19 protein-coding genes are annotated in these 24,823 nt (G+C 64.0%); 7 read left to right on the forward strand and 12 right to left on the reverse strand.

Features of this window, described 5'->3' with window-relative positions:
- Nucleotides 1-71: 71 nt before the first annotated feature.
- Nucleotides 72-866: a thymidylate synthase gene (locus tag AzCIB_RS15935; RefSeq protein WP_050416788.1), complete on the forward strand. Its 795-nt coding sequence runs from the start codon at nt 72-74 to the stop codon at nt 864-866.
- Nucleotides 863-1,363: a dihydrofolate reductase gene (locus AzCIB_RS15940; protein ID WP_050416789.1), complete on the forward strand. Its 501-nt coding sequence runs from the start codon at nt 863-865 to the stop codon at nt 1,361-1,363. The genes AzCIB_RS15935 and AzCIB_RS15940 overlap by 4 nt, the downstream gene beginning before the upstream one ends.
- A 51-nt stretch (nt 1,364-1,414) precedes the next feature.
- Here the strand turns inward: AzCIB_RS15940 and AzCIB_RS15945 are convergent, their stop codons facing one another.
- The 3 genes from AzCIB_RS15945 to apbC form a co-directional block, all read right to left on the reverse strand.
- Complete coding sequence (locus AzCIB_RS15945) at nt 1,415-3,667, reverse strand: arginine/lysine/ornithine decarboxylase (RefSeq protein WP_050416790.1); 2,253 nt, start codon at nt 3,665-3,667, stop codon at nt 1,415-1,417.
- Nucleotides 3,668-3,810: 143 nt separating this feature from the next.
- Nucleotides 3,811-4,377: a dCTP deaminase gene (gene dcd / locus AzCIB_RS15950; protein WP_050416791.1), complete on the reverse strand. Its 567-nt coding sequence runs from the start codon at nt 4,375-4,377 to the stop codon at nt 3,811-3,813.
- A gap of 109 nt (nt 4,378-4,486) precedes the next feature.
- Nucleotides 4,487-5,578 (reverse strand): iron-sulfur cluster carrier protein ApbC, encoded by a 1,092-nt coding sequence (gene apbC, locus AzCIB_RS15955; RefSeq protein WP_050416792.1) that lies wholly within the window; start codon nt 5,576-5,578, stop codon nt 4,487-4,489.
- A gap of 165 nt (nt 5,579-5,743) precedes the next feature.
- On the opposite strand from apbC, the gene AzCIB_RS15960 reads away from it, so the two are divergent.
- The 4 genes from AzCIB_RS15960 (at nt 5,744) to AzCIB_RS15975 (ending at nt 10,651) form a co-directional block, all read left to right on the forward strand.
- Nucleotides 5,744-6,316 carry an OmpA family protein gene (locus tag AzCIB_RS15960; RefSeq protein WP_050416793.1) on the forward strand — a complete coding sequence of 191 codons (573 nt, stop codon included), beginning with the start codon at nt 5,744-5,746 and terminating at the stop codon, nt 6,314-6,316.
- Between the two features lie 78 nt (nt 6,317-6,394).
- Complete coding sequence (metG, locus tag AzCIB_RS15965) at nt 6,395-8,545, forward strand: methionine--tRNA ligase (RefSeq protein ID WP_050416794.1); 2,151 nt, start codon at nt 6,395-6,397, stop codon at nt 8,543-8,545.
- Nucleotides 8,546-8,676: 131 nt separating this feature from the next.
- Nucleotides 8,677-10,368: a SulP family inorganic anion transporter gene (locus AzCIB_RS15970; RefSeq protein WP_050416795.1), complete on the forward strand. Its 1,692-nt coding sequence runs from the start codon at nt 8,677-8,679 to the stop codon at nt 10,366-10,368.
- Entirely contained in the window at nt 10,361-10,651 is a 291-nt protein-coding gene (locus tag AzCIB_RS15975) for an acylphosphatase (RefSeq protein WP_050416796.1), read from the forward strand. Before AzCIB_RS15970 ends, AzCIB_RS15975 begins: the two co-directional genes overlap by 8 nt.
- Before the next feature lie 71 nt (nt 10,652-10,722).
- Here the strand turns inward: AzCIB_RS15975 and AzCIB_RS15980 are convergent, their stop codons facing one another.
- From AzCIB_RS15980 to AzCIB_RS15995, 4 genes are all read right to left on the reverse strand, one after another.
- Nucleotides 10,723-12,711, reverse strand: a complete 1,989-nt coding sequence (locus AzCIB_RS15980; RefSeq protein ID WP_050416797.1) for an MtrB/PioB family decaheme-associated outer membrane protein — start codon at nt 12,709-12,711, stop codon at nt 10,723-10,725.
- A gap of 17 nt (nt 12,712-12,728) precedes the next feature.
- The gene (locus AzCIB_RS15985) at nt 12,729-13,676 is read right to left on the reverse strand and encodes a DmsE family decaheme c-type cytochrome (RefSeq protein WP_050416798.1); all 948 of its coding nucleotides are present in this window, start codon (nt 13,674-13,676) and stop codon (nt 12,729-12,731) included.
- A gap of 183 nt (nt 13,677-13,859) precedes the next feature.
- Complete coding sequence (locus AzCIB_RS15990) at nt 13,860-14,189, reverse strand: c-type cytochrome (RefSeq protein WP_050416799.1); 330 nt, start codon at nt 14,187-14,189, stop codon at nt 13,860-13,862.
- Nucleotides 14,190-14,308: 119 nt separating this feature from the next.
- Entirely contained in the window at nt 14,309-15,937 is a 1,629-nt protein-coding gene (locus AzCIB_RS15995; RefSeq protein WP_050416800.1) for a methyl-accepting chemotaxis protein, read from the reverse strand.
- Between the two features lie 255 nt (nt 15,938-16,192).
- On the opposite strand from AzCIB_RS15995, the gene AzCIB_RS16000 reads away from it, so the two are divergent.
- On the forward strand, nt 16,193-16,792 hold the full coding sequence (locus AzCIB_RS16000; RefSeq protein WP_050416801.1) for a peroxiredoxin: 600 nt from the start codon (nt 16,193-16,195) through the stop codon (nt 16,790-16,792).
- Nucleotides 16,793-16,858: 66 nt separating this feature from the next.
- Here AzCIB_RS16000 and dnaE read toward each other — a convergent pair whose 3' ends face one another.
- From dnaE to AzCIB_RS16025, 5 genes are all read right to left on the reverse strand, one after another.
- Nucleotides 16,859-20,353, reverse strand: a complete 3,495-nt coding sequence (gene dnaE, locus AzCIB_RS16005; protein WP_050416802.1) for a DNA polymerase III subunit alpha — start codon at nt 20,351-20,353, stop codon at nt 16,859-16,861.
- 84 nt (nt 20,354-20,437) lie between these two features.
- On the reverse strand, nt 20,438-20,827 hold the full coding sequence (locus tag AzCIB_RS16010; protein ID WP_232299242.1) for a hypothetical protein: 390 nt from the start codon (nt 20,825-20,827) through the stop codon (nt 20,438-20,440).
- A gap of 14 nt (nt 20,828-20,841) precedes the next feature.
- The gene (locus tag AzCIB_RS16015) at nt 20,842-21,816 is read right to left on the reverse strand and encodes a quinone oxidoreductase family protein (RefSeq protein WP_050416803.1); all 975 of its coding nucleotides are present in this window, start codon (nt 21,814-21,816) and stop codon (nt 20,842-20,844) included.
- Between the two features lie 46 nt (nt 21,817-21,862).
- Nucleotides 21,863-22,063: a DUF2905 domain-containing protein gene (locus tag AzCIB_RS16020; RefSeq protein ID WP_050416804.1), complete on the reverse strand. Its 201-nt coding sequence runs from the start codon at nt 22,061-22,063 to the stop codon at nt 21,863-21,865.
- A 78-nt stretch (nt 22,064-22,141) separates the two neighbouring features.
- Entirely contained in the window at nt 22,142-24,445 is a 2,304-nt protein-coding gene (locus tag AzCIB_RS16025; RefSeq protein WP_050416805.1) for an NADP-dependent malic enzyme, read from the reverse strand.
- Between the last annotated feature and the right edge of the window lie 378 nt (nt 24,446-24,823).

Below are 24,823 nucleotides of genomic sequence, written 5' to 3' on the forward strand. Positions count from 1 at the left end.
CGGTAATTCGTGACGACTTGTACGCTCCGCCTACGATGTAGAATCGCGCTCTCTCGGCCACGGACTCATACATGAAACAGTATCTGGACCTGATGCGGCACGTTCTCGAACACGGCCACCCGAAGGCTGACCGCACCGGTACCGGCACGCGGTCGGTGTTCGGTTGGCAGATGCGCTTCAATCTCGACGAGGGCTTTCCCTTGCTGACGACGAAGAAGCTGCACATGCGATCGATCATCCACGAGCTGCTCTGGTTTCTGCAGGGCGACACGAATATCCGCTACCTCAAGGAAAACGGCGTGTCGATCTGGGACGAATGGGCTGACGCGGATGGCGACCTCGGGCCGGTGTATGGGAAGCAGTGGCGGCGCTGGGAGACACCAGACGGGCGAACGGTGGACCAGATTGGGCAACTGATCGACGGCCTGCGGCGCAACCCGGATTCGCGGCGCCATATCGTCTCGGCGTGGAATCCGGGCGAGGTGGAAGGCATGGCGCTCCCCCCGTGTCACGCACTGTTCCAGTTCTATGTCGCTGGCGGACGCCTGTCCTGCCAGTTGTATCAGCGCAGCGCGGACATCTTCCTCGGCGTGCCGTTCAATATCGCCTCGTATGCCCTGCTGCTGATGATGGTGGCGCAGGTCTGCGATCTTGAGCCGGGGGACTTCGTGTGGACCGGGGGCGACTGCCATATTTACCTGAACCACATCGAGCAGGCCAAACTTCAGCTGTCGCGCGAAACGCGCTCGCTGCCGAAGATGACGATGAACCCGCACGCGAAGGATATTTTCGCCTTTCGATTCGAGGATTTCGCGCTGGAAGGGTACGACCCGCACCCCCACATCAAGGCGGAAGTGGCGGTATGAACACGACGCGGCCCGAAGTGGTGCTGATCGCTGCGGTCGCCCGCAACTGGGTGATCGGTCGGAACAATGCCCTGCCGTGGCGCCTGAAGGCGGATCTCGCGCACTTCAAGGCGACGACCGTCGGGCACCCGGTGCTGATGGGACGCAAGACATGGGAATCGCTGGGCCGGCCGCTTCCCGGACGGCGCAACCTGGTCGTGACCCGTGACAGTGCTTATGCCGCCAGCGGGGCGGAAGTTTTTGCGAGCCTCGACGCCGCACTTGCGGCCGCCGGTGACGGGAAGGTCTTCGTGATCGGGGGCGCGGAGATCTACCGGCAACTACTGGAGCGCGCGGACGGACTGGTGCTGACCGAGGTCGGCGCGGAGGTCGACGGCGATGCCTTTTTCCCCGACTTCGACCGTTCGCGCTTCACCGAGACCCGCCGCGAATCCCACGCCGAGGACGCGAACAACGAATTTGCGTTCGACTTCGTCGAATACCGGCGCAAGTCCTGACCCGGACCGGGCGCGGCGGCTTTACGCCGCCACGACCCGCCCCCGAACTGCTCAGTCCTGGTTGACGCAGTCGACGAAGTAGTCGACTTGGCCGTTCGACTGCTCGCGCACGAATCCGTGGATGTCGGTCTCGAAGCCCGGGAAGGCGGCATTGAAGTCGCGTGCGAACTTCAGGTAGCGCACGATCGTCGCGTTGAAGCGCTCGCCCGGAATCAGGAGCGGAATGCCCGGCGGATACGGCGTAACGAGCATCGCAGTGACGCGCCCTTCGAGTTCGTCGATCGCGACTCGCTCGATCTCGCGGTGGGCCATCTTGGCAAAGGCGTCGGCGGGTTTCATTGCGGGCACCATGTCCGAGAGGTACATCTCGGTGGTCAGGCGTGCGACGTCGTGGGCCTTGTAGAAGGAGTGGATCTGCGCGCAGAGATCCTTCAGGCCGACCTTTTCGTAGCGCGGGTGCTTGGCGATGAAGTCCGGCATGACGCGCCACAGGGGCTGGTTGCGGTCGTAATCGTCCTTGAACTGCTGCAGTTCCGTCACCAGCGTGTTCCAGCGGCCCTTGGTGATGCCGATGGTGAACATGATGAAGAAGGAGTACAGGCCGGTCTTTTCGACAATGATGCCGTGCTCGGCGAGGTAGCGAGTGAGGATGCCGGCGGGGATGCCGGAGCCGTCGAAGTCGCCGTCGACGTCGAGGCCCGGGGTGATGATCGTGGCCTTGATCGGGTCCAGCATGTTGAAACCGGGGGCGAGGTTGCCGAAACCGTGCCAGCGGTCGCCCGCGTTGAGCATCCAGTCCTCGCGCTCGCCGATGCCTTCCTCGGGAAGGTACTCCGGCCCCCACACCTCGAACCACCAGTCGTCGTCACCAAACTCGGCGCCGACCTTGCGCATCGCGCGGCGGAATTCGACCGCTTCGGACAGCGATTCCTCGACGAGCGCCGGGCCGCCCGGAGGCTCCATCATCGCCGCGGCGACATCGCACGAGGCGATGATCGCGTACTGCGGCGAAGTGGAAGTGTGCATCAGGTAGGCTTCGTTGAAGATGTCGCGGTCCAGTTTGCACGTCTGGGAATCCTGAACGAGGATCTGCGAGGCCTGCGACAGGCCGGCCAGCAGCTTGTGCGTGGACTGTGTGGAAAAAATCATCGACGTCTCGCAGCGCGGACGGTCGGCGCCGATTGCGTGGTAGTCGCCGTAGAAATCGTGGAACGCCGCATGCGGCAGCCAGGCTTCGTCGAAGTGCAGCGTGTCGATCTGCCCGTCGAGCATCTCCTTGATGGTCTCGACGTTGTAGACCACGCCGTCGTACGTCGACTGGGTGATCGTGAGGATGCGCGGCTTCTGGCTCGCGGCCTCGCGGGCGAACGGGTTGGCCTCGATCTTGCGCTGGATGGTTTCCATCCGGAACTCGTCGATCGGAATGGGGCCGATGATGCCGTAGTGGTTGCGCGTCGGCGTGAGGAACACCGGCACCGCTCCGGTCATGATGATGGAGTGGAGGATGGACTTGTGGCAGTTGCGGTCCACGACGACGATGTCGCCGGGCGCGACCGTCGTATGCCACACCATTTTGTTCGACGTCGAGGTGCCGTTGGTGACGAAGTAGAGGTGGTCGCAGTTGAAGATGCGTGCTGCGTTGCGCTCGGACGCGGCGACGGGACCGGTGTGGTCGAGCAACTGGCCGAGTTCCTCGACCGCATTGCAGACGTCGGCGCGCAGCATGTTCTCGCCGAAGAACTGGTGGAACATGTGGCCGACCGGGCTTTTGAGGAAGGCCACGCCGCCGGAGTGGCCGGGGCAGTGCCAGGAGTAGGAGCCGTCGGCAGCATAGTGAGTGAGCGCGCGGAAAAACGGCGGCGGCAGGCTCTCAAGGTAGTTCTTGGCTTCGCGCACGACGTATCGTGCGATGAATTCCGGCGTGTCCTCGAACATGTGGATGAAGCCGTGCATCTCGCGCAGCACGTCGTTCGGGATGTGCCGACTGGTGCGGGTTTCGCCGTACAGAAAGATGGGGATATCGGCGTTGCGGAAACGGATCTCCTCGACGAAGGCACGCAGGTCGGCGATCGCCTTGTCGGACGCTTCCGGCGAGGAAAATTCTTCATCGTCGATCGACAGGATGAAGCCCGATCCCTTGCTCTGCTGTTGCGCAAACGAGGTCAGGTCGCCGTAGCTGGTGACGCCCAGCACTTCCATGCCTTCGTCCTGGATCGCCTCCGCAAGGGCACGAATGCCGAGCCCGCTCGCATTCTCGGAGCGGAAGTCCTCGTCGATGATGATGATCGGAAAGTGAAAGCGCATTCCAGTTTCTCCAGCTTACTGCCCTGCGGCATACGGGAATCATACCCGTGTGTGGTTTGCTCCCGTATTACCGGAAAGTACAAAGGGCCGTCAGACGGCCCCTGTCGATGGTCGCTCCGTGCGAGACGGATCGGGCGGTTGGATCAGATCTTCGGCAGCGTCACGCCGGTCTGGCCGAGGTACTTGCCACCGCGGTCCTTATAGGACGTGTCGCACACTTCATCCGATTCGAAGAACAACATCTGCGCGATGCCTTCGTTCGCGTAGATCTTCGCGGGCAGCGGAGTCGTGTTCGAGAATTCGAGCGTCACATGACCTTCCCATTCGGGTTCGAGCGGCGTGACGTTCACGATGATGCCGCAGCGTGCATAGGTCGACTTGCCGAGGCACACGGTCAGGACGCTGCGCGGGATGCGGAAGTACTCGACGGTGCGGGCGAGCGCGAAGGAATTCGGCGGGATGATGCAGACGTCGCCAACGAAGTCGACGAAGTTCCGGGCGTCGAAATCCTTGGGGTCGACGATCGTCGAGTTGATGTTGGTGAAGATCTTGAATTCGGTCGCACAACGGACGTCGTAGCCGTAGCTCGACGTACCGTATGAGACGATCTTGCCGCCGTCGTTGTGGCGCACCAACTCGGGTGCGAACGGCTCGATCATCCCGTGCTGTTCCGCCATGCGGCGGATCCACTTGTCGGACTTGATGGACATGGGGCGCGTTTTCCTCGGCGACCTGTCCGGCACGAGCCGGACGCGAAAAATCCGCTAGTTTAGGGCAAGCGCCGCCGGATCAAAAGACAAATCCGACGGCGCCCGCACGTCAGGTGTTCTTGACGACAATATTGGGGAATTTGTGGGTCATGTCCTTGGCCTTCTCGGCCACGCGCACGGCCACTTTCCGCGCGATTTCGCGGTAGATGCCGGCAATGCGTCCGTCCGGGTCTGCGACGACGGTGGGCGTGCCGCAGTCGGCCTCCTGACGGATCTGCAGGTCGAGCGGCAGGGCCCCGAGGAAGGCTATGTTGTAGTCCGCACAAAGCCTCTCGCCGCCGCCGGTGCCGAAGATCGATTCTTCGTGGCCGCACTTCGAGCAGATGTGGATACTCATGTTCTCGACGACGCCGATGATCGGAACGCCGACCTTCTCGAACATCTTGAGTCCCTTGCGTGCGTCGAGCAGGGCGATGTCCTGCGGCGTGGTGACAATGACGGCACCTGTAAGCGGCACGCTTTGCGACAGCGTGAGCTGGATGTCGCCGGTGCCCGGCGGCATGTCGATGATCAGGTAGTCGAGATCTGTCCAGTTCGTTTCCTTGAGCAGCTGGTTGAGTGCCTGGGTGGCCATCGGGCCGCGCCACACCATCGGCGTCTCGACGTCGACGAGGAAACCGATGGACATCGCCTGCAGGCCGTGCGCTTCTAGCGGCTCCATGGTCTTGCCGTCGAGCGAGTGCGGCTTGTGCTCGCCGATACCCAGCATCTGGGGCTGCGACGGGCCGTAGATGTCGGCATCCAGGATGCCGACGCGCGCGCCTTCGGCCACCAGCGCGAGCGCGAGGTTGGCGGCGGTGGTGCTTTTGCCGACGCCGCCCTTGCCCGAGGCTACCGCAATGATGTTCTTGACGCCCGGCAGGAGCTTCACGCCCTGCTGTACGGCATGGGCGACGATCTTGCTGCCGATCTTGACGTCGACCTGCTCGACGCCAGGCTGTGCGCGCACCGCACCGACGGCCAGGTCGCGGATCATCGCGAACTGTGTCCTGGCGGGATAGCCCAGTTCGATCTCGAAACTCACGCTTCCGCCAGCGACCTGGAGGTTACGGATGCACCGGGACGACACGAGGTCCTTGCCGGTATTCGGATCGACAACGGATTTGAGCAGTTCGGTAACGGACTCGGCGGTGACACTCATGACTGGCTTCCTCGGGATCACGGGCCCGCAAGCGGGGCGATAAGAACTGCATCATACCGAAGGCGGCGCCGACGCTCACCCTCGGGCGCAAAAGGGTCATTTCGCCGCGCGCGACGCGGTAAAATCCGCGCCTCGCACGACTGCCATCATTCAGGACTCCCGAGCATGACCCGTTTCCCGGCATTGGCGCTTTCCGCATTGATCGCGCTGCTTTCCGCTTGTGCCACGCCCTCCGGTCCGCAACACGAAGCCACATCCCCGACCCACCCCACCCGCGCACCGAGCGGCAATCTGCCGAAGGTCGACTGGAGCGCGGAGCGGGCGCGGATTACGCATACCTTGAGCGGTGCCAACGATCTCTCCGTGATCACGCGCAACGACGGAAACCTGCAGCTGTTGATCCCGGGCGCCGAGGCCTTCGCCCGCGACGGCGTCGAACCCCGCCCGAGCCTCAAGGCGACGCTCGACCGCATCTCGGCTGCACTGAACGAGACGCCAGGAACCGAGATCCTGGTCATCGGCCACACCGACGCCGCCGGCAGCGAACTGCACAACATGCAGCTGTCGATCCGCCGCGCCGAGGCGGTCGTCGAATACCTGCGCGGGCGCGGCATCGCCCTGACACGCCTGCAGGCCGACGGCCGCGGCGAGACCGAGCCGTTCGCCGACAATGGCATCGAAGTGGGACGCGCCAAGAACCGCCGCGTGGAAATGATCGTCCGTCCCTTTGCCCGATAGACCCCCGGTCGCACCCCGACCGAGCAATATGGCGGGGCGCGTTTGTTACACTTCCGTTTTCGATTCCTGACTCCGCACATGTCCCGCAATATCCTCGTCACGAACGCCCTGCCCTACGCCAACGGCGACATCCACCTCGGCCATCTGGTCGGATACATCCAGGGCGACATCTGGGTGCGCTATCAGCGCATGCGGGGGAACACGGTGCATTACGTGTGCGCGGACGACACACACGGCACGCCGATCATGTTGCGCGCGGAGAAGGAGGGGATCACCCCCGAAACGCTGATCGGACGCGTGCATGGCGAACACCTGCGCGACTTCACCGACTTCGGGGTCGCGTTCGACAACTACCACAGCACGCACAGCCCCGAGAACCGCGCGTACGCCGAGGAGGTGTACAAGCGCCTCATGGCAGCGAAGCTGATCGAGACGCGCTCGATCGAGCAGTTCTACGACCCGGTGAAGGAGATGTTCCTGCCGGACCGCTTCATCAAGGGCGAGTGCCCGAAGTGCGGTGCGGCGGACCAGTATGGCGACAACTGCGAAGTGTGCGGCGCGGCGTATGCGCCGACCGAACTGAAGAATCCGTACTCGGCCGTGTCCGGCGCGAAGCCGGTACTAAAGACGTCCGAGCACTACTTCTTCCGCCTGTCGGACCCGCGCGCGGTCGCCTTCCTGCGCGAATGGACGCGCGGAACAAACACCGCCGGCACCCGCCGCCTGCAGGCGGAAGCCGCGAACAAGATGAAGGAATGGCTCGGCGAGGAGGGTCAGGAAGGCGAGAACACCCTGTCCGACTGGGATATCTCGCGCGACGCCCCCTACTTCGGCTTCGAGATCCCCGGCGCGCCGGGCAAGTATTTCTACGTCTGGCTGGACGCGCCGATCGGCTATCTGGCGAGCTTCCGCAACCTCGCGGACAAGCGCGGCGACATCGTCGTCGATGACTTCGTCGATGCCGCGCGCGCGGAAGCGGCCGGAACGGAGATGGTGCACTTCATCGGCAAGGATATCCTCTACTTCCACGCGCTATTCTGGCCGGCGATGCTGCAGTTCGCGGGCCTGCGCACGCCTTCGCAGCTGTGCGTGAACGGTTTCCTGACCGTCGACGGCGCGAAGATGAGCAAGAGCCGCGGCACCTTCATCACCGCGCGCTCCTACGTGACCCAGGGCCTGAACCCGGAATGGCTGCGCTATTACTTCGCGACGAAATCAAACGGGACGATGGAGGACGTCGACCTGAACCTCGACGACCTGATCGCGAAGGTCAATTCGGACCTCGTCGGCAAGTACGTGAACATCGCCAGCCGTTGCGCGGGTTTCATCACGAAACGCTTCGAGGGTAAGCTCGCGGAGACGGACGCTGCGGCGACGGCTGCGTTCAAGGAGGCCCACGCGGCCGGCACGATCGCACAGGCCTACGAGGAACGCGACTACGGCCGTGCGCTGCGCGAGATCATGCATCTCGCGGACCTCGCGAACCAGTACGTGAATGACCGGAAGCCGTGGGAGCTTGCGAAGCAGGACGGCCGCGAAGGTGAGCTGCATGTGGTGTGCAGCACCGCGCTGACGCTGTTCCGCGACCTCACCCTGTACCTGAAGCCGGTATTGCCGGCACTCGCCGCCAAGGTCGAGACCTTCCTGGCGATTGCCCCGCTGGGGTGGCAGGGCGAGTGGCGGGCCCTGCCGGCCGGCCACGTGGTGAACGTGTACGCCCACCTGATGACCCGCGTCGAGCGCAAGCAGATCGACGCCCTGCTCGAAGCCAACCGCGACTCGCTCGCCCCGGCAGCCCCCGCTGCGACGCCCGATGCGAAGGCCGCGTCGTCGCAGCAGCGCCACGCGGAAAAGCAGCAGCATACGGCCCAGACGGCTGAAACGGCCTCTCCGCACATCTCGATCGACGACTTCACCAAGGTCGACCTGCGCATCGCGAAGATCGTCGCCGCGGAGCATGTCGACGGTGCCGACAAGCTCATCCGCCTGCAACTCGACATCGGCGAGGACAAGCCGCGACAGGTGTTCGCCGGCATCAAGTCGGCCTACGATCCGGCATCGCTGGTCGGACGTATGACGGTGATGGTCGCCAACCTCGCGCCGCGCAAGATGAAGTTCGGCATGAGCGAGGGCATGGTGCTCGCCGCGTCCGATCCGGACGGCAAGATCGGCGGGCTCTACATTCTTTCGCCGGATGCCGGCGCCACTGCAGGGATGCGCGTCAAGTAAACAACAGGGTCGCGGCCCGATGCCCCTCACGCCCTCGAAACGCTGGATCGTGCGGCAACGCACGGCGCCCGGATGCCGGTATTGGACCAGCATCGCGGATACGCAACGGCACACCGAGGAATCGAGGAGGCATCGTGATCAGTTTTCGCCCCAAACTGTTTGACACCCTGTCCGGCTACGGGCGGGGTCATTTCACCCAGGATCTTTCCGCGGGCATCACCGTCGGAGTGCTCGCCCTCCCGCTGGCGATGGCCTTCGCGATCGCCAGCGGGATGAGTCCCACCGCCGGCATCTGGACGGCCATCGTGGCCGGCTTGCTGATTTCGGTGCTCGGCGGCTCCAAGGTCCAGATCGGCGGTCCGACCGGGGCCTTCATCCCGATCATCTACGCCATCGTCGTCGATTACGGCGTGCAGAACCTGCTGATCGCCACGATGATGTCGGGCGTCATGCTGTTCGCCATGGGCGCGTTCCGCCTCGGCAACATGATCCGCTTCATCCCGGTGTCAGTCGTGATCGGCTTCACCAACGGCATCGCGGTCGTGATCTTCATCTCGCAGATCAAGGACTTCCTCGGGCTGTCGATCGAGAAGATGCCGGGCGAATTCTTCGGCAAGATGGAGGCGCTGCTCGGTGCCGCCCACACCACCCACCTGCCGACGCTCGCCGTGTCGGTGGTCTCGCTCGCGGTGCTGTTGACCTGGAACCGCGCGGCGACTCGTGTGGCGTGGATGCGGCGGCTACCGGGACCGCTCGCGGTGTTGCTGATCGCCACGGCGATCAACGCGCTCGTCCAGCTTCCCGTCGACACCATCGGCAGCCGCTTCGGCGGCATCCCGCAGCAGGTGCCCGATTTCGGCCTGCCGGCGCTGTCGCTAGGCACGCTCGGCAAGCTCATCGCGCCGGCGTTGACGATCGCACTACTCGGCGCGATCGAGTCGCTGCTGTCGGCCCGCGTCGCGGACAACCAGATCGACGACCGGCACGACCCCAACCAGGAACTGATGGCGCAGGGCATCGCGAACGTGGCCGCCCCGCTCTTCGGCGGTTTCGCCGCCACCGGCGCGATCGCGCGCACGGCGACGAATATCCGCTCCGGCGGCCACACTCCGGTCGCCGGCATGATCCACGCGCTCGTGCTGCTGGCCGTAGTGCTGGCGCTCGCCCCGCTCGCGAGCCATATTCCGCTGGCGACGCTGTCGGCCATCGTGGTCATCGTGTCGGTAAACATGGGCGAATGGCACGCGTTCGCGTGGAAGGAACTCACGCGCTACTCGCGGCAGTACCGCATCATCCTGCTCGGCACCTTCTTCGTGACGGTCGTTTTCGACCTGACGCTGGCAGTCGAGCTCGGCATGGTGCTGGCAAGCCTCTTCTTCATCTACCGCATGTCGGACCTCACGCGCGTCGAGCGCATTGCACTCGAGGAGTACTACGGCGTCGAGGCCCTGTCGCGCCCCGACGGTACGCCGCGCATCCTCGCCTACCGCGTTTTCGGCAGCCTGTTCTTCGGTGCAGCGAACAAGCTCGAGAACCTGATGCTGATGCAGGACGGGCATCCCGATGCGTTGATCCTCGACATGGAGAAGGTCATCAACATCGACACTACCGGCCTCGACATGCTGCAGGCGCTGCATCGTGCGCTGGAAAAGCGTGGCGCGCAGCTGATCCTGTGCGACCTGAACGCGCAGCCCGCCTCGATCGTCCAACGATCGGGATTCGGCGAAACGATAGGAAGCGGGAATCTCGCCGGCAACATCACCGACGCCCTGCTGCGCGCGCAGCGCTGCGGGAGCCGGAACGCGGAGGTGTCCTATGCATGAAACCGATCACGTCATGCGTCACCTGATGATCCAGGGGCGCGTGCAGGGTGTTGCCTTCCGCGCAAGCGCCCGCGTGGAGGCCCAACGTCTTGGCCTGTGCGGCTGGGTGCGAAATCGCGCAGACGGCAGCGTCGAGGCTGTGGTGGCGGGGTCGGCCGGTGCCGTCGAGCACTTTGTACGATGGGCTCATCGCGGCCCGTCGCAGGCCAGGGTGGAAAGCGTCGCCGTGGGTCCGGCGGAGCGGCCGGAGCAGACCGGATTCCTGATGCTGCCGACCCTGTAAAGGGACCGTTGAAAAGGGAAAAGCCCACCCGATCTTACGACCGGATGGGCTCCGCACTCAGTCAGGTGCGCTTAACGCCACTTGTAACGCATCGACGCGCCGACGAAGGTGGTTTCCTGGGTTTCGTCCTGCGAAACGACCGTTCCATCAACGTAGAAGGCCCGCGCCCATGCCCAGTCGTTCGTGCTCCACTGGTTATGCACCGCGTCGAAGCGCAGCGTCACGTCCTTCTTGAGGGCGTATTCGGCAAAGAGCTCCAGCGCCGTGACCGTGTATTTCACGTCAGCGATCCCGACCGTCACGGGGCTGCCGCTCAACCCGTAACCGCTGAGGTTGTGCGAATAGGAAAGATCGCCCCCCAGCTTCCACTTCTCGCCGACAGCTCCGCGCAAGCCGACGCCGAACGCCTCGGTCAGTGACTTGAGGTTGGCCTGCCAATCGGCGCTCGACCGCGCAGCATTGACCTGGCGGGCGTATTCGCGCGAAGCCCAGGCGTGAGTGCTCCAGCCTGCGGAGAATACGTACGCCCCATCCAGCGACCAGAACGTGCCGCGCCCCTTGTCGACGCCGTATCCGCCGTCCTTGAAATCGTCGTCGAACGCGTCGGCCGTCAGCTGGAACGTCAAGGTTTCGGTGGGCGCCCAATCGAGACGTGCGCGGACCTTCTCGCGATCGCGGTCGGCCAGATGGTAGGGCACCGCAAAATACGTTGCCGCGGCACCGGTTGCCGTCTCCTTGACGAGATGCGAGCCGCTGCGTTCACTCTGAATAAACGCCAGGGATCCGTTGAGCGTTGCCGACAGCGAGCGCGACAACTCGACACGGTAGGCGGTTTCCTCCGTGCGCTTGCGGGTCGTGACGAGACGCGCTGCGTAAACGTCCCGCTTCTTCTCGTCGTAATCCAGCCCGGCGGTCACCTTGAAACCCGCGGGTAGCATGTAGCGCGCCTCGAGCTTGCCGGTATTGACCTCGAAATCGCGCGTTTCGTTTACGCCGCTAAAGGTTCTCGATGCCGTGGTCGAGAAGTAGCGCCGCGCCGTGGTCTGATCGTCACGATTCTCGTGGCGCCAATCCGCGACGATGGTCAGAGCGGAAAGCGGCCGGGCACTAAGGCCGACCTGGGCGAGCGTGGTTTCGACCTTGCCGTCGAGGTCCCTGTTGCCAGGATCCGCACGGACGATGAACTTGTCCTGCTGATAGGCAAAGCTTCTGGCGAGCTTGAAGTTTGCCCGCGTCGTCGGCGTGAAACTGTATCCGCCAGTGAGGTAGACCTGGTGGGCGTAGTTGTCGGGCGGCAGGGCGATGCGGTTCGGGTTGGCGATGTCCGTCAGCCTGATCGACGAGTTGCCGTTCTCGAAGAACGAGCCGTAGTAACCGGCGGACACCTGCAGATCCTTCCCGGCATACGCGAGGACCACATCGAGCTGCTGCATCGTATGGTCGATCGGCTCGCCGAGGAAGGCCACGTTGAAGTTGCCCGGATACACGCCGAACAGGCGCCGGCCTTCCTTCGTATCCTGTTTGGCCTTGACCTGCACGCTCCAGCCCGGGGCGAGAACGTACTGCCCGCCGGCGGTGAAGGCTTCCCGCGCGGTCTTGAAGCGCACGTCGCGCGCGCGGCTCGCCGGACCGAACACGTCGAGCGTATCGTGGCCGAGACCCTGCACACCGGTCCTGACGTCGTATTGCGAGAAGCGCGGAGTCTGGTCGTATTCGAGGAAATACTTCCAGCTGCCCTGAACGCCGTGCTCGAAGCGCAGGCTGCGGTTGTCCAGGCCGAGATTGTGGCCGTTGAGCAGCAACCAGCGGCCCGTATCATCGTCGCGCCGAACCAGGTTGATGTCGGCGATTGCGTAGAGGCCGAGATCCGGCATGCCGGAATACTGGCCGAAACGCGCAGCGTCTTCGGTAAGGTAGCCCAAACCCAGGCGCACCGAGCTCTCCGGGCGAATCAGGCGGGCGATGGTATCGTCCTCGGCAAACGCCGGGGCGAATGCTGCCGACAGCGATGCGGCGATGATGCTCAGGCTGACGGCGCGAACGCGATTGATCTCTTTCATGTTCATTCCCTCCCCTGTCAGCGGCGCAGCGCACGGCCGGAGTTCGTGTCATCGAACGGGTTGTTGGTGCCGTGGATGTTCGTATGGCAGTTCAGGCAGCCGCGTCCGACAATCAGCTTGGTCGCGAACGAAGCCGCCCCCGACACCGCCCCTTCCGGATTCGGCACCATCTGCTGATGGGTCTGGTTCTCATGACACTGCTGGCACAGGAATGGCGCACGCTGCTTGAGCAGGTTGTCATTCACACTGCCATGCGGCGTGTGGCAGATCGTGCAGTCTTCCGTCACCGGCTGGTGGCTGCGCACGAAGGGCCCGCGCTTTTCCATGTGGCACGTGTAGCAGGTGGCGACAACACTGTCGCGCTGCATCAGCTTCGGACCGGCCGAACCGTGCGGGTTGTGGCAATCGACGCACACGACCTTGCGCTCGGGGATCGGATGGTGGTTCGGGCGCATCACCTGCGCGCGCTGCTCCTTGTGGCAACTGAAGCAGACATCGGGCTGGGTCTGGCGGTCGCGGACCGGATCCTCCGACGAATGGATCTTGTGGCACGACGTGCACTCCATGTTCGCAGCGGCGTGCGCGCCGGTCTGCCAATGCGTGCGCTGGCCGCCCTGGTGGCAGTTCAGACAGACCTGGTTGCGCTCCTCGATCGGCGTCGAGGATTTCGGCCCGAAATTGACGGTGGGTTTCGGGCGCTCCGTCACATCGGACGGCTTACTCACGTGCGTCGGACTCTCGCCGTGGCACGCGGTACAGGTTCCGGCATTCTTGTCCGCCATGGTGCCGTGGCGGGTCTGGCCGATCGACAGGACCGGCTTGGCCTCGCCTTCGTCGTGGCAGCGCGTACAGACCGCGTCGCCAACCTGGACAACGTCCTTTGCGGCATATGCATGACCGATTAGCGCTACCCCGGCCAGCACAGCCAGCATCCACCTACGGATGCCACTTACTTGCTTGCTCATCAACTTCTCCCCTTTGGTACTTCATGCACCGGGGCGACGACACCCTGTCTCGCCCCAGCTTCACACGGCGCAAAGCGAACCCCGGCCGCGGGTACCGCTTTCCGGACCTGCCTGTGAGCAGACGCGGAAAAGCCCCGCCTCCTTGTTGTGATCAGCCGGGGACCGCTTCGCGCCGGATTCGTTTCAAAGCGAAAGGATCCACTCGACGACGTTCTTGACCGCCGCCGGATCCTCGGTCTTCAGCGTCTCGTGGTCTTCTTCCTTGCCCTCGACCTTGACCTTGCTCGGCACCGTGACGTGCTTGGTGAGCTTCTCCATCGCCTCGGGCTTGCCCTTGTACTTGCCCGCGGTTTCCTTGAACGCGGGGCCGTCCTTCTTCTTATCGACGGCGTGACAGGTCAGGCACTTGCTCTTGCGAACCAGCGCATCGGCGGCGGCGGCATCGAGCGCGGCGGCCGGCAGGCTCGTTGCACTCGCGGCGAGGGCTATGGCGACAACAAAAAGACGCTTCATTTCAACTCCTTGGCAAGGCTCCGGATACGGCTTGCCTCATTTGTAGCAGAATGTTTCTTATACCTTTTGGACTATGTACCGGCAACCACCCGTGTGGCGCCGAAACGACAAGCAGACCACTAGATACGGAAGCGCCGGATCTCGTCGCGCAACTGTGCCGACAACGCCTCCAGGCTGGCCGTCGCGCACGCGACACCATCGAGCGAAGAGCTCGTCTGCTGTGCGAGCCCGGCAATCATCTCGACGCTGCTGGCCGCCAGCGTGCTCGCCTTCATCTGTTCGTCGGTAGCCGTGGCGATGCTGTTCATTCCGTCGGTGACACCGCCGGCCGACTCCATGTTGCTGCGCAAAGCCTCGGACACCCTCAGCATCGACTCGCGAATCAGCACCAGCGCATGCGCCCCCTGCGTGATCGCTTCACGCACGCCGACCGAACCGCTATTGAGCTTGTGCGTAACGTCGTCGATGTCGCTTGCCGAGCGGGTGGACTTCTCTGCGAGTTTGCGCACTTCGTCTGCAACGACCGCAAAGCCTCTACCGTGTTCGCCCGCGCGGGCGGCCTCGATGGCAGCGTTGAGCGCCAGCAGGTTGGTCTGGTCGGCGATCTCCTTTACCTGTGCGGTCAGACTCGAGATCGCATCGGTGTTGTGGATGAAGTCGCCGACGGTCTGGGTCATCTTGCTCACCGCACTTTCGACATCGGACAGCCTTCCCGTGAGCTCACGCACGTCGGCATTGCCGGCTTCGGCGCGCGACAGGCTGTCGCGCGCGACCTTGAGCACCTCACCACTCGCCTGGGCGACCGACATGATGCTCGCAGCCATCTGTTCGACTGCCGACGCCGCCGAAGCGGATTTTTCGGACTGCTCACCGGCCCCGGCGCGAATCTGGACCGCCCCGCGCTGGAGATCGGTGGCGGCGCTCGAAACCTGATCGGCCGACGAGGAAATGTTGCGGATGACGCCCTGCAGTTTCTCCATCATCTTGTTGAAGTAGGCCGCGGCCTTGCCCACCTCGTCCTCGGCGCGTACCGGCAGACGCTGCGTGAGATCGCCCTCGCCTTCCGAAATGTCGCGCAGCCGGCTGGACAGTTCGGCCAGCGGGCGCGCGACTACCGCCTGCAGGAACACGAAAATGAGGACCATCATCAGGCCCAGCGCCGCGAGCGCGCCGCCGATCAACTTGGAGCGTGCAGCCGAGACGGCCGCATCCATGCGGTTGAGCGAGACCTCCATCGTCACCGCCCCCAGCACCGTTCCTTCGGGGTACTCGTCATGACACTCGGTGCAGTCCTTGCCGAGATAGTTGGTGCGATTGATCGCCGGGAAGACCGCCTTCAGGATCTTGCCTTTGACGGGGTCGGTGCGCAGGTCGAAGAAGGGCTTGGCGCTGTCGATCGCCGCCTTTTCGTCGGGCCCGACGTTCATTTCGTCTTCGTCGCCGTCGCCGAACTGATGGATGACCGGCTCCGCCCGAACGACCCGCATGTCCGTGAGTCCCGACGACTTCTTCACCTGATCGAGGTAGATCGCACGCTTCTTGATCGTCTTGGTGCTCTTCATGAACACCAGCGTCGCCATCGTCATCTGGTTGATGGTCTCGGCGAAGTCATGGGACTGGCTGATCGCCATGCTCTCCTGCTCCGCCGACACCCATACGACCAAGGTCGTACCGACGGCGATCAGGAGGGTTCCGATCGCCAGCATCAGGCGGACCCAGATCGGCGAGTTCTTCAGTCGTTGCATCATGGCTGCGTTGTCCTGTTTCTGCTTCCTGCGCGTGCGCGTGGTCACCGGCGGACGTGCGTCTCACTTATACGTAGGTATTACGGTAACGCAGAAACAAAGTTTAACAATGATCGAAATCAGGGAAAAAACAGTGCCAATTCTCTCCGGCTCACGATAGAAAACTTCTATCGGCCAACCATGCAAAAGGCAATTGGAACTTTCCGAATCGTGGCAACATAATCCTCCGGTCATTCAACCACTCTGGAGACGACAAACATGGCAGTCCTCGTCGGCAAGAAGGCCCCGGATTTCACCGCCAGCGCGGTTCTCGGCAACAACGAAATCACGAACATCACGTTCTCGCAGGTCACGAAGGGCAAGTATGCCGTCGTGTTCTTCTACCCGCTGGACTTCACCTTCGTATGCCCGTCGGAGCTGATCGCCTTCGATCACCGCCTGGACGAGTTCAAGCAGCGCGGCGTGGAAGTGCTGGGCGTGTCGATCGACAGCCAGTTCACCCACCTCGCGTGGAAGAACACCCCGGTCAACAACGGCGGCATCGGCCAGGTGCAGTACACGCTGGTCGCCGACGTGAAGCACGAGATCTGCCGCGCCTATGATGTCGAAGCCGAAGGCGGCGTTGCCTTCCGCGGCTCCTTCCTGATCGACAAGAACGGCGTCGTGCGGCACCAGGTCGTCAACGACCTGCCGCTGGGCCGCAACATCGACGAGATGATCCGCATGGTCGATGCGCTGCAGTTCACCGAAGAGCACGGCGAAGTCTGCCCGGCCGGCTGGAACAAGGGCAAGGCCGGCATGAAGGCCAGCACCTCCGGCGTCGCCGAGTACCTGGCCGAGCACGCCAAGGAACTCTGACCGCTCCCTGGCGGATCAGCCCAAAGGCCGCGCCCTCACGGGCCGCGGCCGTTTTTTCGTCCTGCGTCAGCTCGGATACAGGATCTCAACCGATTCGGGCGGCAGCCACTCGCGCAGGCTGTCGAGCAGCGCGTCGTCGAGGCGCACACGCCAGGCCGCGCCGAGGGGCAGCTCCGCCTGGGCCTGTTCGTTGCGATAATGCAGCGAGATCGGGCAGACGCCGTCGCGGAACGGCGAGAGCAGCGTTTCGAGCTTATCCGCCGCTGCGGCAGCCCCGCCCGCACGCTTCACTTCGCCATTCACGCTGATCTGAAGTGCCCTGGCAAAGCGCGAACGCGCCTCGCCTAGCGACAGCAGCTTGTCGGCGACGATGCGCAACCCGCCCGTGAAGTCGTCGTTGCTGACCTTGCCTTCGACCACCAACACTTCGTCGGTGACGATCTTGGTCCGGTTCGAATCGAAGACTTCGGAGAAGACCGAAACCTCGCGCACCTGAGAGCCGTCGTCGAGCACGACAAAGGCCATCTTGCCGCGGTTCGTCATCTTCGTGCGCACGTCCATCACCACCCCCGCCAGCATCGCGAGGTCGCGCGAGGGTTCGAGCTGCGACAGCGGGCGCCGGATGAAACGTCGCACCTCCTCGCGGAAGCTGTTGAACGGATGACCCGAAAGGAAGAAGCCGATCGCGGTCTTCTCTTCCTTCAGCCGCTCGCGCTCCGTCCACGAGCGCACGGTCACGTATTGGGGCGCCGCACCGGCCGCCTCCGGCACGAGATCGAACAGGCCGCCCTGCATCGCGTTCGCCGCCGCCTGCTCGGCGGCCTCCATCGCCAGCCCGACGGTTGCGAGCAGGCGGGCGCGGTCTGCGGTGCCGCTGGGCGCGACGGTATCGAATGCGCCCGAACGGATCAGCGCCTCGATCACGCGCCGATTGACCATGCGCCGATCTACACGCGCGCAGAAATCGAACAGATCCTTGTACGGTCCATCTTTCTTGCGCGCGTCGAGGATGGAGCGCACGGCCGGCTCGCCCACACCCTTCACCGCGCCGAGACCGTAGCGGATCGTCTTGCGGTCGGTCGGGACGAAACGGTAGTCCGACTGGTTCACGTCGGGCGGCAAGATCGTCAGCCCGTTGGCGAGCGAGTCCTCGAAGAAGATCTTGATCGTATCCGTGTTGTCGAGGTCCGCCGACATCGTCGCAGCCATGAAGGCCGCGCAGTGATGCGCCTTGAGCCACGCCGTGTGGTAGGTGACGACCGCGTAGGCGGCGGTGTGCGACTTGTTGAAGCCGTACTCCGCGAACTTCGTCATCAGGTCGAAAAGCTGCTCGGCGAGCGCCGGATCGTAGCCCTTCTGCTTCGCGCCAGCCGCGATGGTCTCGCGGTGCTTGGCCATCTCGTCGGCCTTCTTCTTGCCCATCGCGCGGCGCAGCATGTCGGCGCCGCCGAGCGTGTAGCCGCCGATGATCTGCGAGATCTGCATCACTTGTTCTTGATACACGATCACGCCGTAGGTCGGCTCGAGGCAGGGCTTGAGGTCCGGATGGAAGTAGTCGATCTCCTGCTGACCTTTCTTGCGCAGGATGAAGTCGTCCACCATGCCCGAGCCGAGCGGCCCCGGACGGTAGAGCGCCAGCACCGCGATAATGTCCTCGAAACGGTCGGGGGCAAGCTTCTTGAGGAGCTTCTTCATCCCGTCCGATTCCACCTGGAAGATCGCGGTGGTGTTCGCGTCTTTCAGGATCTGGTAGGCGGCGGGGTCGGTGAAGGGCAAGGCGGCCAGGTCGGGCTTGGTGCCGGTGAGCCGCTCGACGTACTCGACTGCGAGTTCGATGATGGTGAGGTTGCGCAGGCCTAGGAAGTCGAACTTCACGAGGCCGACGGCTTCCACGTCGTCCTTATCGAACTGCGACACGGGCGTCGCGTCGTCCCCGTCGGCGATGTACAACGGACAGAAGTCGGTGAGCTTGCCCGGCGCGATCAGCACGCCGCCAGCGTGCATGCCGACGTTTCGGCTCAAACCTTCAAGCGGCTCGGCCAGGCTCCACAGCTCCTGCACCGACTCGCCGTCGTTGCCGTCCTTCATCATCTCGCCGATCTGCGACTCCATCTCGTAGGCCTTCGCCAACGAAACGGGCTTCGCGCCTTCGATCGGAATCAGCTTGGAGAGCCGGTCGCACAGGCCGTAGGGCAGATCGAGCACCCGGCCGACGTCTCGCACGACGGCCTTCGAGGCCATCGTGCCGAAGGTGACGATCTGGCTGACCGCGTCCTTGCCGTAGCGCTCGCGCACGTACTCGATGACGCGATAGCGGTTGTCCTGGCAGAAGTCGATGTCGAAGTCGGGCATCGACACCCGCTCGGGGTTCAGGAAACGCTCGAACAGCAGCGCGTAGGCGAGCGGATCGATGTCGGTGATGCGCAGGCTGTACGCCACCAGCGAGCCCGCACCCGAGCCCCGCCCCGGTCCGACCGGCACGCCATTCTGCTTGCCCCAGTTGATGAAGTCTGCAACGATCAGGAAGTAGCCGGGGAAGCCCATCTGGATGATGGTGTCGGTCTCGAACCTGAGCCGCGCCTCGTAGGTCGGACGCTGGCGCTCGCGTTCGGCTTCGTCCGGATACAGCTCCTGCAGGCGCACTTCGAGGCCGGCCTTGGCCTCGGCGACGAGGAAGTCGTCGAGCGTCATCCCTTCCGGCGTCGGGAACTGCGGCAGGAAGTTCTTGCCCAGTTGCACCGTCAGCGAGCAGCGGCGTGCGATCTCGACGGAGTTCTCAAGTGCCTCCGGGATGTCGGCGAACAACTCGCACATCTCGTCCTGACTCTTGAGGTACTGCTCCTCGGTGTAGTCGCGCGGGCGACGCTTGTCGGCCAGCACATAACCCTGCGCGATGCATACGCGCGCCTCGTGGGCCTTGAAGTCCTCGCGCTTGAGGAATTGCACGGGGTGGGTCGCCACCACCGGCAACCCCAGCCTGCCGGCCAGTTGCACGGCCTGACGCACGTAACCCTCCGCACCCGCATGGCCTGCGCGCTGCAACTCGATGTAGTAGGCGTCCGGGAACAATGCGGCCCATTCGGCGGCGAGCCGATCGGCAAGTTCGACGTTGCCGTTCGCCAGTGCCTGCCCCACTTCCCCTTCGCGTGCACCGGACAGACACAGCAGGTCGGACGCAGCGCCGTCGGCGAACCAGTCGCGGCGAATTTCGGCACGCCCGCGGTACTTGTTGTCGAGGAAGGCGCGGGTCAGCAGCTCACACATCTGCCCGTAGCCCTTGCGGTTCTTGCAGATCAGCAGGGCGCGGAAGGGCTTGTCGCGATCGGTGTCGTTGGTGATCCAGGCATCGACGCCGATGATCGGCTTCATGCCCTTCCCGCGTGCGCCCTTGTAGAACTTGACCATGCCGAACAGGTTGGCGAGGTCGGAGATCCCCAGTGCCGGCATGCCGTCGGCCGCCGCGCGGGCGATCGCTTGGTCGATCTGGACGATGCCGTCGGAGATCGAGTACTCGGAGTGCAGGCGAAGGTGGATGAAGCGGGGTTCGTGAGAAGCAGTCATCGGCGAATTTTACCCGATCGCCCAATACCCCCGAGCGCCATTTCCGCCACGACTACCGTCGGTCGGACAGGCAGCCGCAAGAAGTCAGCGCCCGCCTGCCGCCTCGCGCGCCTTCATCAGGGAGAGCTTGCGCGACTGGTCCGCTTCGAGGATTTCAGCCCGCTGCTCAGGCGTGAGCGGCGCGCCCAAGTCAAGCTCCAGAGCCGAGATCAGGCGCGATGCAGCCGACGTGATGCGCCGCTCGTCGGGCATCGCCCGGCGCACGCGGGCCGGCGTCGTACCCGTAATGCGCGCGACCTCGGCAACGAAGTGATCCTCAATACGGCGGCTTGCCGCCGACAGCGATGCCGTACGCGCAGGGTCCATCGCGGAGGACGGCCCCGACTGTGCCACGGCCAAGGGCGCGAGCGGCAGTGCCAGCAGGATCGCGATCGCGACGCATGCCCGCCGCGATGAACCGGATTTGAGTGTCATGTTACTCCCACCGCTCAAGGCAACAGGATCGTCGAACCGGTGGTGCGACGCGCCTCGAGGTCGAGGTGCGCCTGGGCTGCATCTTTCAGGGCGTACCGCTGATTGATCTCGATCCTCACCTTGCCCGAGTCGACCACGTCGAAGAGCTCGTTCGCCATCGCCACGAGATCCTCGCGTTTCGCGGTGTAGGCCGCGATGCCGGGACGCGTTAAGTAGAGCGAGCCCAGCGTGTTCAGCAGGTTGGGGTCGAACGGCGGCACCGGCCCGGACGCCGCGCCGAACAGCACCATCATGCCCAGCGGGCGCAGGCAGCGCAGCGAGTCCATGAAGGTGTCCTTGCCGATCGAGTCGTACACGACAGGCACGCCCGCACCGCCGGTGATCTCGCGGACCCGTTCATTGAAATTCTCGCGCGTGTAAACGATCGGATGGTCGCACCCGTGGGCGCGCGCCAGCTCGGCCTTGGCGTCGGATCCGACCGTGCCGATCACGGTAGCGCCCAGCGCCTTCGCCCACTGGCAGGCGATCAGGCCGACACCGCCCGCCGCGGCGTGGATTAGCACCGTATCGCCCGCCTGCACACGGTAGGTGCGACGCAGCAGGTATTGTGCCGTGAGCCCCTGCAGCATCATCGCCGCACCCTGCTCGAAGGTTAGCGCCGCGGGCAGCTTCACCACGCGATGCGCGGGCAGGTTGCGCACTTCGGAATAGGCTCCGAGCGGGCCGCCGGCGTAGGCCACCCGATCCCCCGGCACGACGTCGGTGACGCCCTCGCCCACGGCCTCGACCACTCCCGCGCCTTCCAGACCCAGGCCGGAGGGCAGAGGCACCGGATACAGCCCGCTACGATGATAGGTATCGATATAGTTCAGGCCGATCGCGTGATGACGGACGGTCACCTCACCCGCGGCCGGCGCGCCGACATCGACAGCTTCCCACCGGAGCACTTCGGCGCCACCGGTCTGATGGAAGCGAATCGCGTGAGTCATGTCAAAGTCCCTTCTTCCGGAAATGTTATGGGGATTGTAAACCCTGTTAACGCCGGAACAGCCAGATAAGCAGACTCAGGATGGCGGAGACGAGCAGACCCGTCGTAATCGGGAAGAAGAAATCGAAACCGTCGCGATGGATGTGGATATCGCCCGGCAGACGACCGAACGGAATCCTGGCAAGCCAGGGCCAGAACAGCCCGGCGGCGAGAACGAGAAGGCCGAGGATGATCAGCAGTCTTTGCATGATCGATTCCCCGGCCTCCCCGGAAAGTATGCGCAGTCGGAATCCGGATCCGAATCCCGACTGCGCAGTTCTTGACGTTTACACGGCAGCGCTCGACTGCATGCGCTGCTCGTAGGCGTCAACCACCGACACGGCGGTAATGTTCACGAGACGACGCACCGTCGCGGACGGCGTCAGGATGTGCACCGGCAGGCGCGCGCCCAGCAGCATCGGGCCGATCGAAACGCCGTCGCTGTTGGCCATCTTCATCATGTTGAAGGAGATGTTGGCAGCGTCAATGTTCGGCATCACGACCAGGTTGGCCTCACCGACCAGCGTCGACTCAGCGTTGGCCTTGGCGCGGATCTCCGGCGACAGCGCCGAATCACCATGCATCTCGCCGTCGCACTCGAGGCCGGGGGCCGCTTCGCGCAGGATCGCCGCCGCCTGGCGCATCTTGCGTGCAGAGGCGGAGTTCGAACTGCCGAAGTTGGAGTGCGACACCAGCGCAACACGCGGCTCGATGCCGAAGCGGCGCAGCTCTTCGGCGGCCATGCGCGCGATCTCGGCCACCTCCTCCGCGTCCGGATTCTCGTTCACGTACGGGTCGGTGATCGCCAGCGTGCGCTTGGGCAGCAGCAGCAGGCTCATCGACGCGAAGAGCTTCGCACCCGGCTTGAGGCCGATCACGTCCTCAACCTGCTTGAAGTGGTAGTCGTAGGAGCCGAAGGTGCCGCACACCAGCGCGTCCGCGTCGCCACGGCGCAGGACCATGCAGCCGATGAGCGTCGTGTCGCGGCGCATCTTGGCCTTCGCCAGCTCGGGCGTGACGCCGTCGCGACACATCATGCGGTGGTATTCCTGCCACAGCTCCTTGTAGCGCGGGTCCGATTCCGGATTGATGATGTCGAAGTCGCGGCCCGGAACGAGGTTCAGGCCGATCTTCTGGATGCGCATCTCGATGACGCTCGGGCGGCCGATGAGGATCGGACGGGCGAGGTTTTCCTCGATGACGACGCGCGCAGCGTGCAGGACACGCTCGTCCTCACCTTCAGAGTACAGCACGCGCTTGAACTCGGCCGGCACGCGCTTCGCTGCGGCGAACACCGGCTTCATGACGATGCCGGACTGATACACGAAGTCGGACAGGCTCGCCGCGTAAGCGGCCAGATCGTCGATCGGCTTGGTCGCGACGCCCGAGTCCATCGCGGCCTTCGCGACGGCCGGTGCGATCTTGACGATCAGGCGCGGATCGAAGGGCTTCGGGATGATGTACTCGGGGCCGAAACGCAGGTCGGCGCCGCCATAGGCCGATGCCACGATGTCGCTCTGCTCCGCCTGAGCCAGCTCGGCGATCGCGCGCACGCACGCGAGCTTCATCTCCTCGTTGATCGTCGTCGCGCCGACGTCGAGTGCGCCACGGAAGATGAACGGGAAGCACAGGACATTGTTCACCTGGTTGGCGTAGTCAGAACGCCCGGTCGCAATGATGCAGTCGGGGCGCGCCTTCTTCGCATCTTCCGGCAGGATTTCGGGGTTCGGGTTGGCCAGCGCGAAGATCAGCGGCGTGTCGGCCATCGAAGCGACCATCTCGGGCTTCAGCACGCCCGCGGTGGACAGGCCGAGGAACACGTCCGCGCCAACCATCACATCGGCCAAGGTGCGCGAGTCGGTCTTCTGTGCGTAACGGGCCTTGTTGGCCTCCATGTTGTCTTCACGCCCGACGTAGATCACGCCCTTGGAGTCGCAGACGTAGACGTTTTCGCGCTGGAGACCGAGCGCAACCATCAGGTCCAGGCAGGCGATTGCGGCGGCGCCGGCGCCGGAACACACGAGCTTGACCTTCGCGATGTCCTTGCCGATGACCTTCAGGCCGTTGATGAGGCCGGCTGTGGAGATGATCGCAGTACCGTGCTGGTCATCGTGGAAGACCGGGATCTTCATACGCTCGCGCAGCTTCTTCTCGATATAGAAGCACTCGGGCGCCTTGATGTCTTCGAGGTTGATGCCACCGAGCGTGGGCTCGAGTGCGGCGATGATCTCGATGAGCTTATCGGGGTCGTTCTCGGCCAGTTCGATGTCGAACACATCGATACCGGCGAATTTCTTGAACAGGCAGCCCTTACCTTCCATGACCGGCTTCGAGGCGAGCGGACCGATGTTGCCCAGACCGAGCACCGCTGTGCCGTTGGTGACGACCGCAACGAGGTTGCCGCGCGAGGTGTATTCGCGCGCGTTCGCCGGATCCTCGACGATCGCGTCGCACGCCGCGGCGACGCCGGGCGAGTAAGCCAGCGCCAAATCGCGCTGGTTCGTGAGGCTCTTGGTCGGAACGACCGAAATCTTGCCGCGCGTCGGCGAACGGTGATATTCGAGTGCCGCTGCGATGAAATCCTGATCCATTGTTCCCCCTCTCCGGGTCGGTGAGATGTGTTGTTCCTGAGGTGTCTTTCCTGCGCGGCGATAAACCTACGCCCGTCCGGGCGTTTCGCCAATTGCGATCATCCGCAGCTGTCCGGCATATTCCGTCCTGGGCTCCCGGAGCCGGGAGCAATCGCACAGATCGGACGGCGGAGCTCTCGCGCGGGAGCGGCATCAACGCCGCACCGGCACCACGCTCGGCGAGGCGCAAGTGTAGCGCAGGTCCATGGGCTTGGGCAGTGGCCCTGTACGGGTAAACCCGATGACCCCCGCAACGTGGACAAATGGCCTGCCATGCCCCCGGAAACCGTATCCCGGCCGACATTTTTTGGCACAATCTCACCCGACTCGATAAGGGAA

The sequence above is a fragment of the Azoarcus sp. CIB genome (assembly GCF_001190925.1).
Classification (GTDB): Bacteria; Pseudomonadota; Gammaproteobacteria; order Burkholderiales; family Rhodocyclaceae; genus Aromatoleum.

Bases quoted from the DNA above. Each gene is read 5' to 3' on its own strand.
- AzCIB_RS16015 (WP_050416803.1), bottom strand. From the start codon at position 21,816: ATGACTCACGCGATTCGCTTCCATCAGACCGGTGGCGCCGAAGTGCTC.
- AzCIB_RS15960 (WP_050416793.1), top strand. From the start codon at position 5,744: ATGACCCGTTTCCCGGCATTGGCGCTTTCCGCATTGATCGCGCTGCTT.
- AzCIB_RS15980 (WP_050416797.1), bottom strand. From the start codon at position 12,711: ATGAAAGAGATCAATCGCGTTCGCGCCGTCAGCCTGAGCATCATCGCC.
- AzCIB_RS16000 (WP_050416801.1), top strand. From the start codon at position 16,193: ATGGCAGTCCTCGTCGGCAAGAAGGCCCCGGATTTCACCGCCAGCGCG.
- AzCIB_RS15945 (WP_050416790.1), bottom strand. From the start codon at position 3,667: ATGCGCTTTCACTTTCCGATCATCATCATCGACGAGGACTTCCGCTCC.
- AzCIB_RS16010 (WP_232299242.1), bottom strand. From the start codon at position 20,827: ATGACACTCAAATCCGGTTCATCGCGGCGGGCATGCGTCGCGATCGCG.
- AzCIB_RS15935 (WP_050416788.1), top strand. From the start codon at position 72: ATGAAACAGTATCTGGACCTGATGCGGCACGTTCTCGAACACGGCCAC.
- AzCIB_RS16025 (WP_050416805.1), bottom strand. From the start codon at position 24,445: ATGGATCAGGATTTCATCGCAGCGGCACTCGAATATCACCGTTCGCCG.
- dcd (WP_050416791.1), bottom strand. From the start codon at position 4,377: ATGTCCATCAAGTCCGACAAGTGGATCCGCCGCATGGCGGAACAGCAC.
- AzCIB_RS15995 (WP_050416800.1), bottom strand. From the start codon at position 15,937: ATGATGCAACGACTGAAGAACTCGCCGATCTGGGTCCGCCTGATGCTG.
- dnaE (WP_050416802.1), bottom strand. From the start codon at position 20,353: ATGACTGCTTCTCACGAACCCCGCTTCATCCACCTTCGCCTGCACTCC.
- AzCIB_RS15940 (WP_050416789.1), top strand. From the start codon at position 863: ATGAACACGACGCGGCCCGAAGTGGTGCTGATCGCTGCGGTCGCCCGC.
- metG (WP_050416794.1), top strand. From the start codon at position 6,395: ATGTCCCGCAATATCCTCGTCACGAACGCCCTGCCCTACGCCAACGGC.
- AzCIB_RS15990 (WP_050416799.1), bottom strand. From the start codon at position 14,189: ATGAAGCGTCTTTTTGTTGTCGCCATAGCCCTCGCCGCGAGTGCAACG.
- AzCIB_RS15985 (WP_050416798.1), bottom strand. From the start codon at position 13,676: ATGAGCAAGCAAGTAAGTGGCATCCGTAGGTGGATGCTGGCTGTGCTG.
- apbC (WP_050416792.1), bottom strand. From the start codon at position 5,578: ATGAGTGTCACCGCCGAGTCCGTTACCGAACTGCTCAAATCCGTTGTC.
- AzCIB_RS16020 (WP_050416804.1), bottom strand. From the start codon at position 22,063: ATGCAAAGACTGCTGATCATCCTCGGCCTTCTCGTTCTCGCCGCCGGG.
- AzCIB_RS15975 (WP_050416796.1), top strand. From the start codon at position 10,361: ATGCATGAAACCGATCACGTCATGCGTCACCTGATGATCCAGGGGCGC.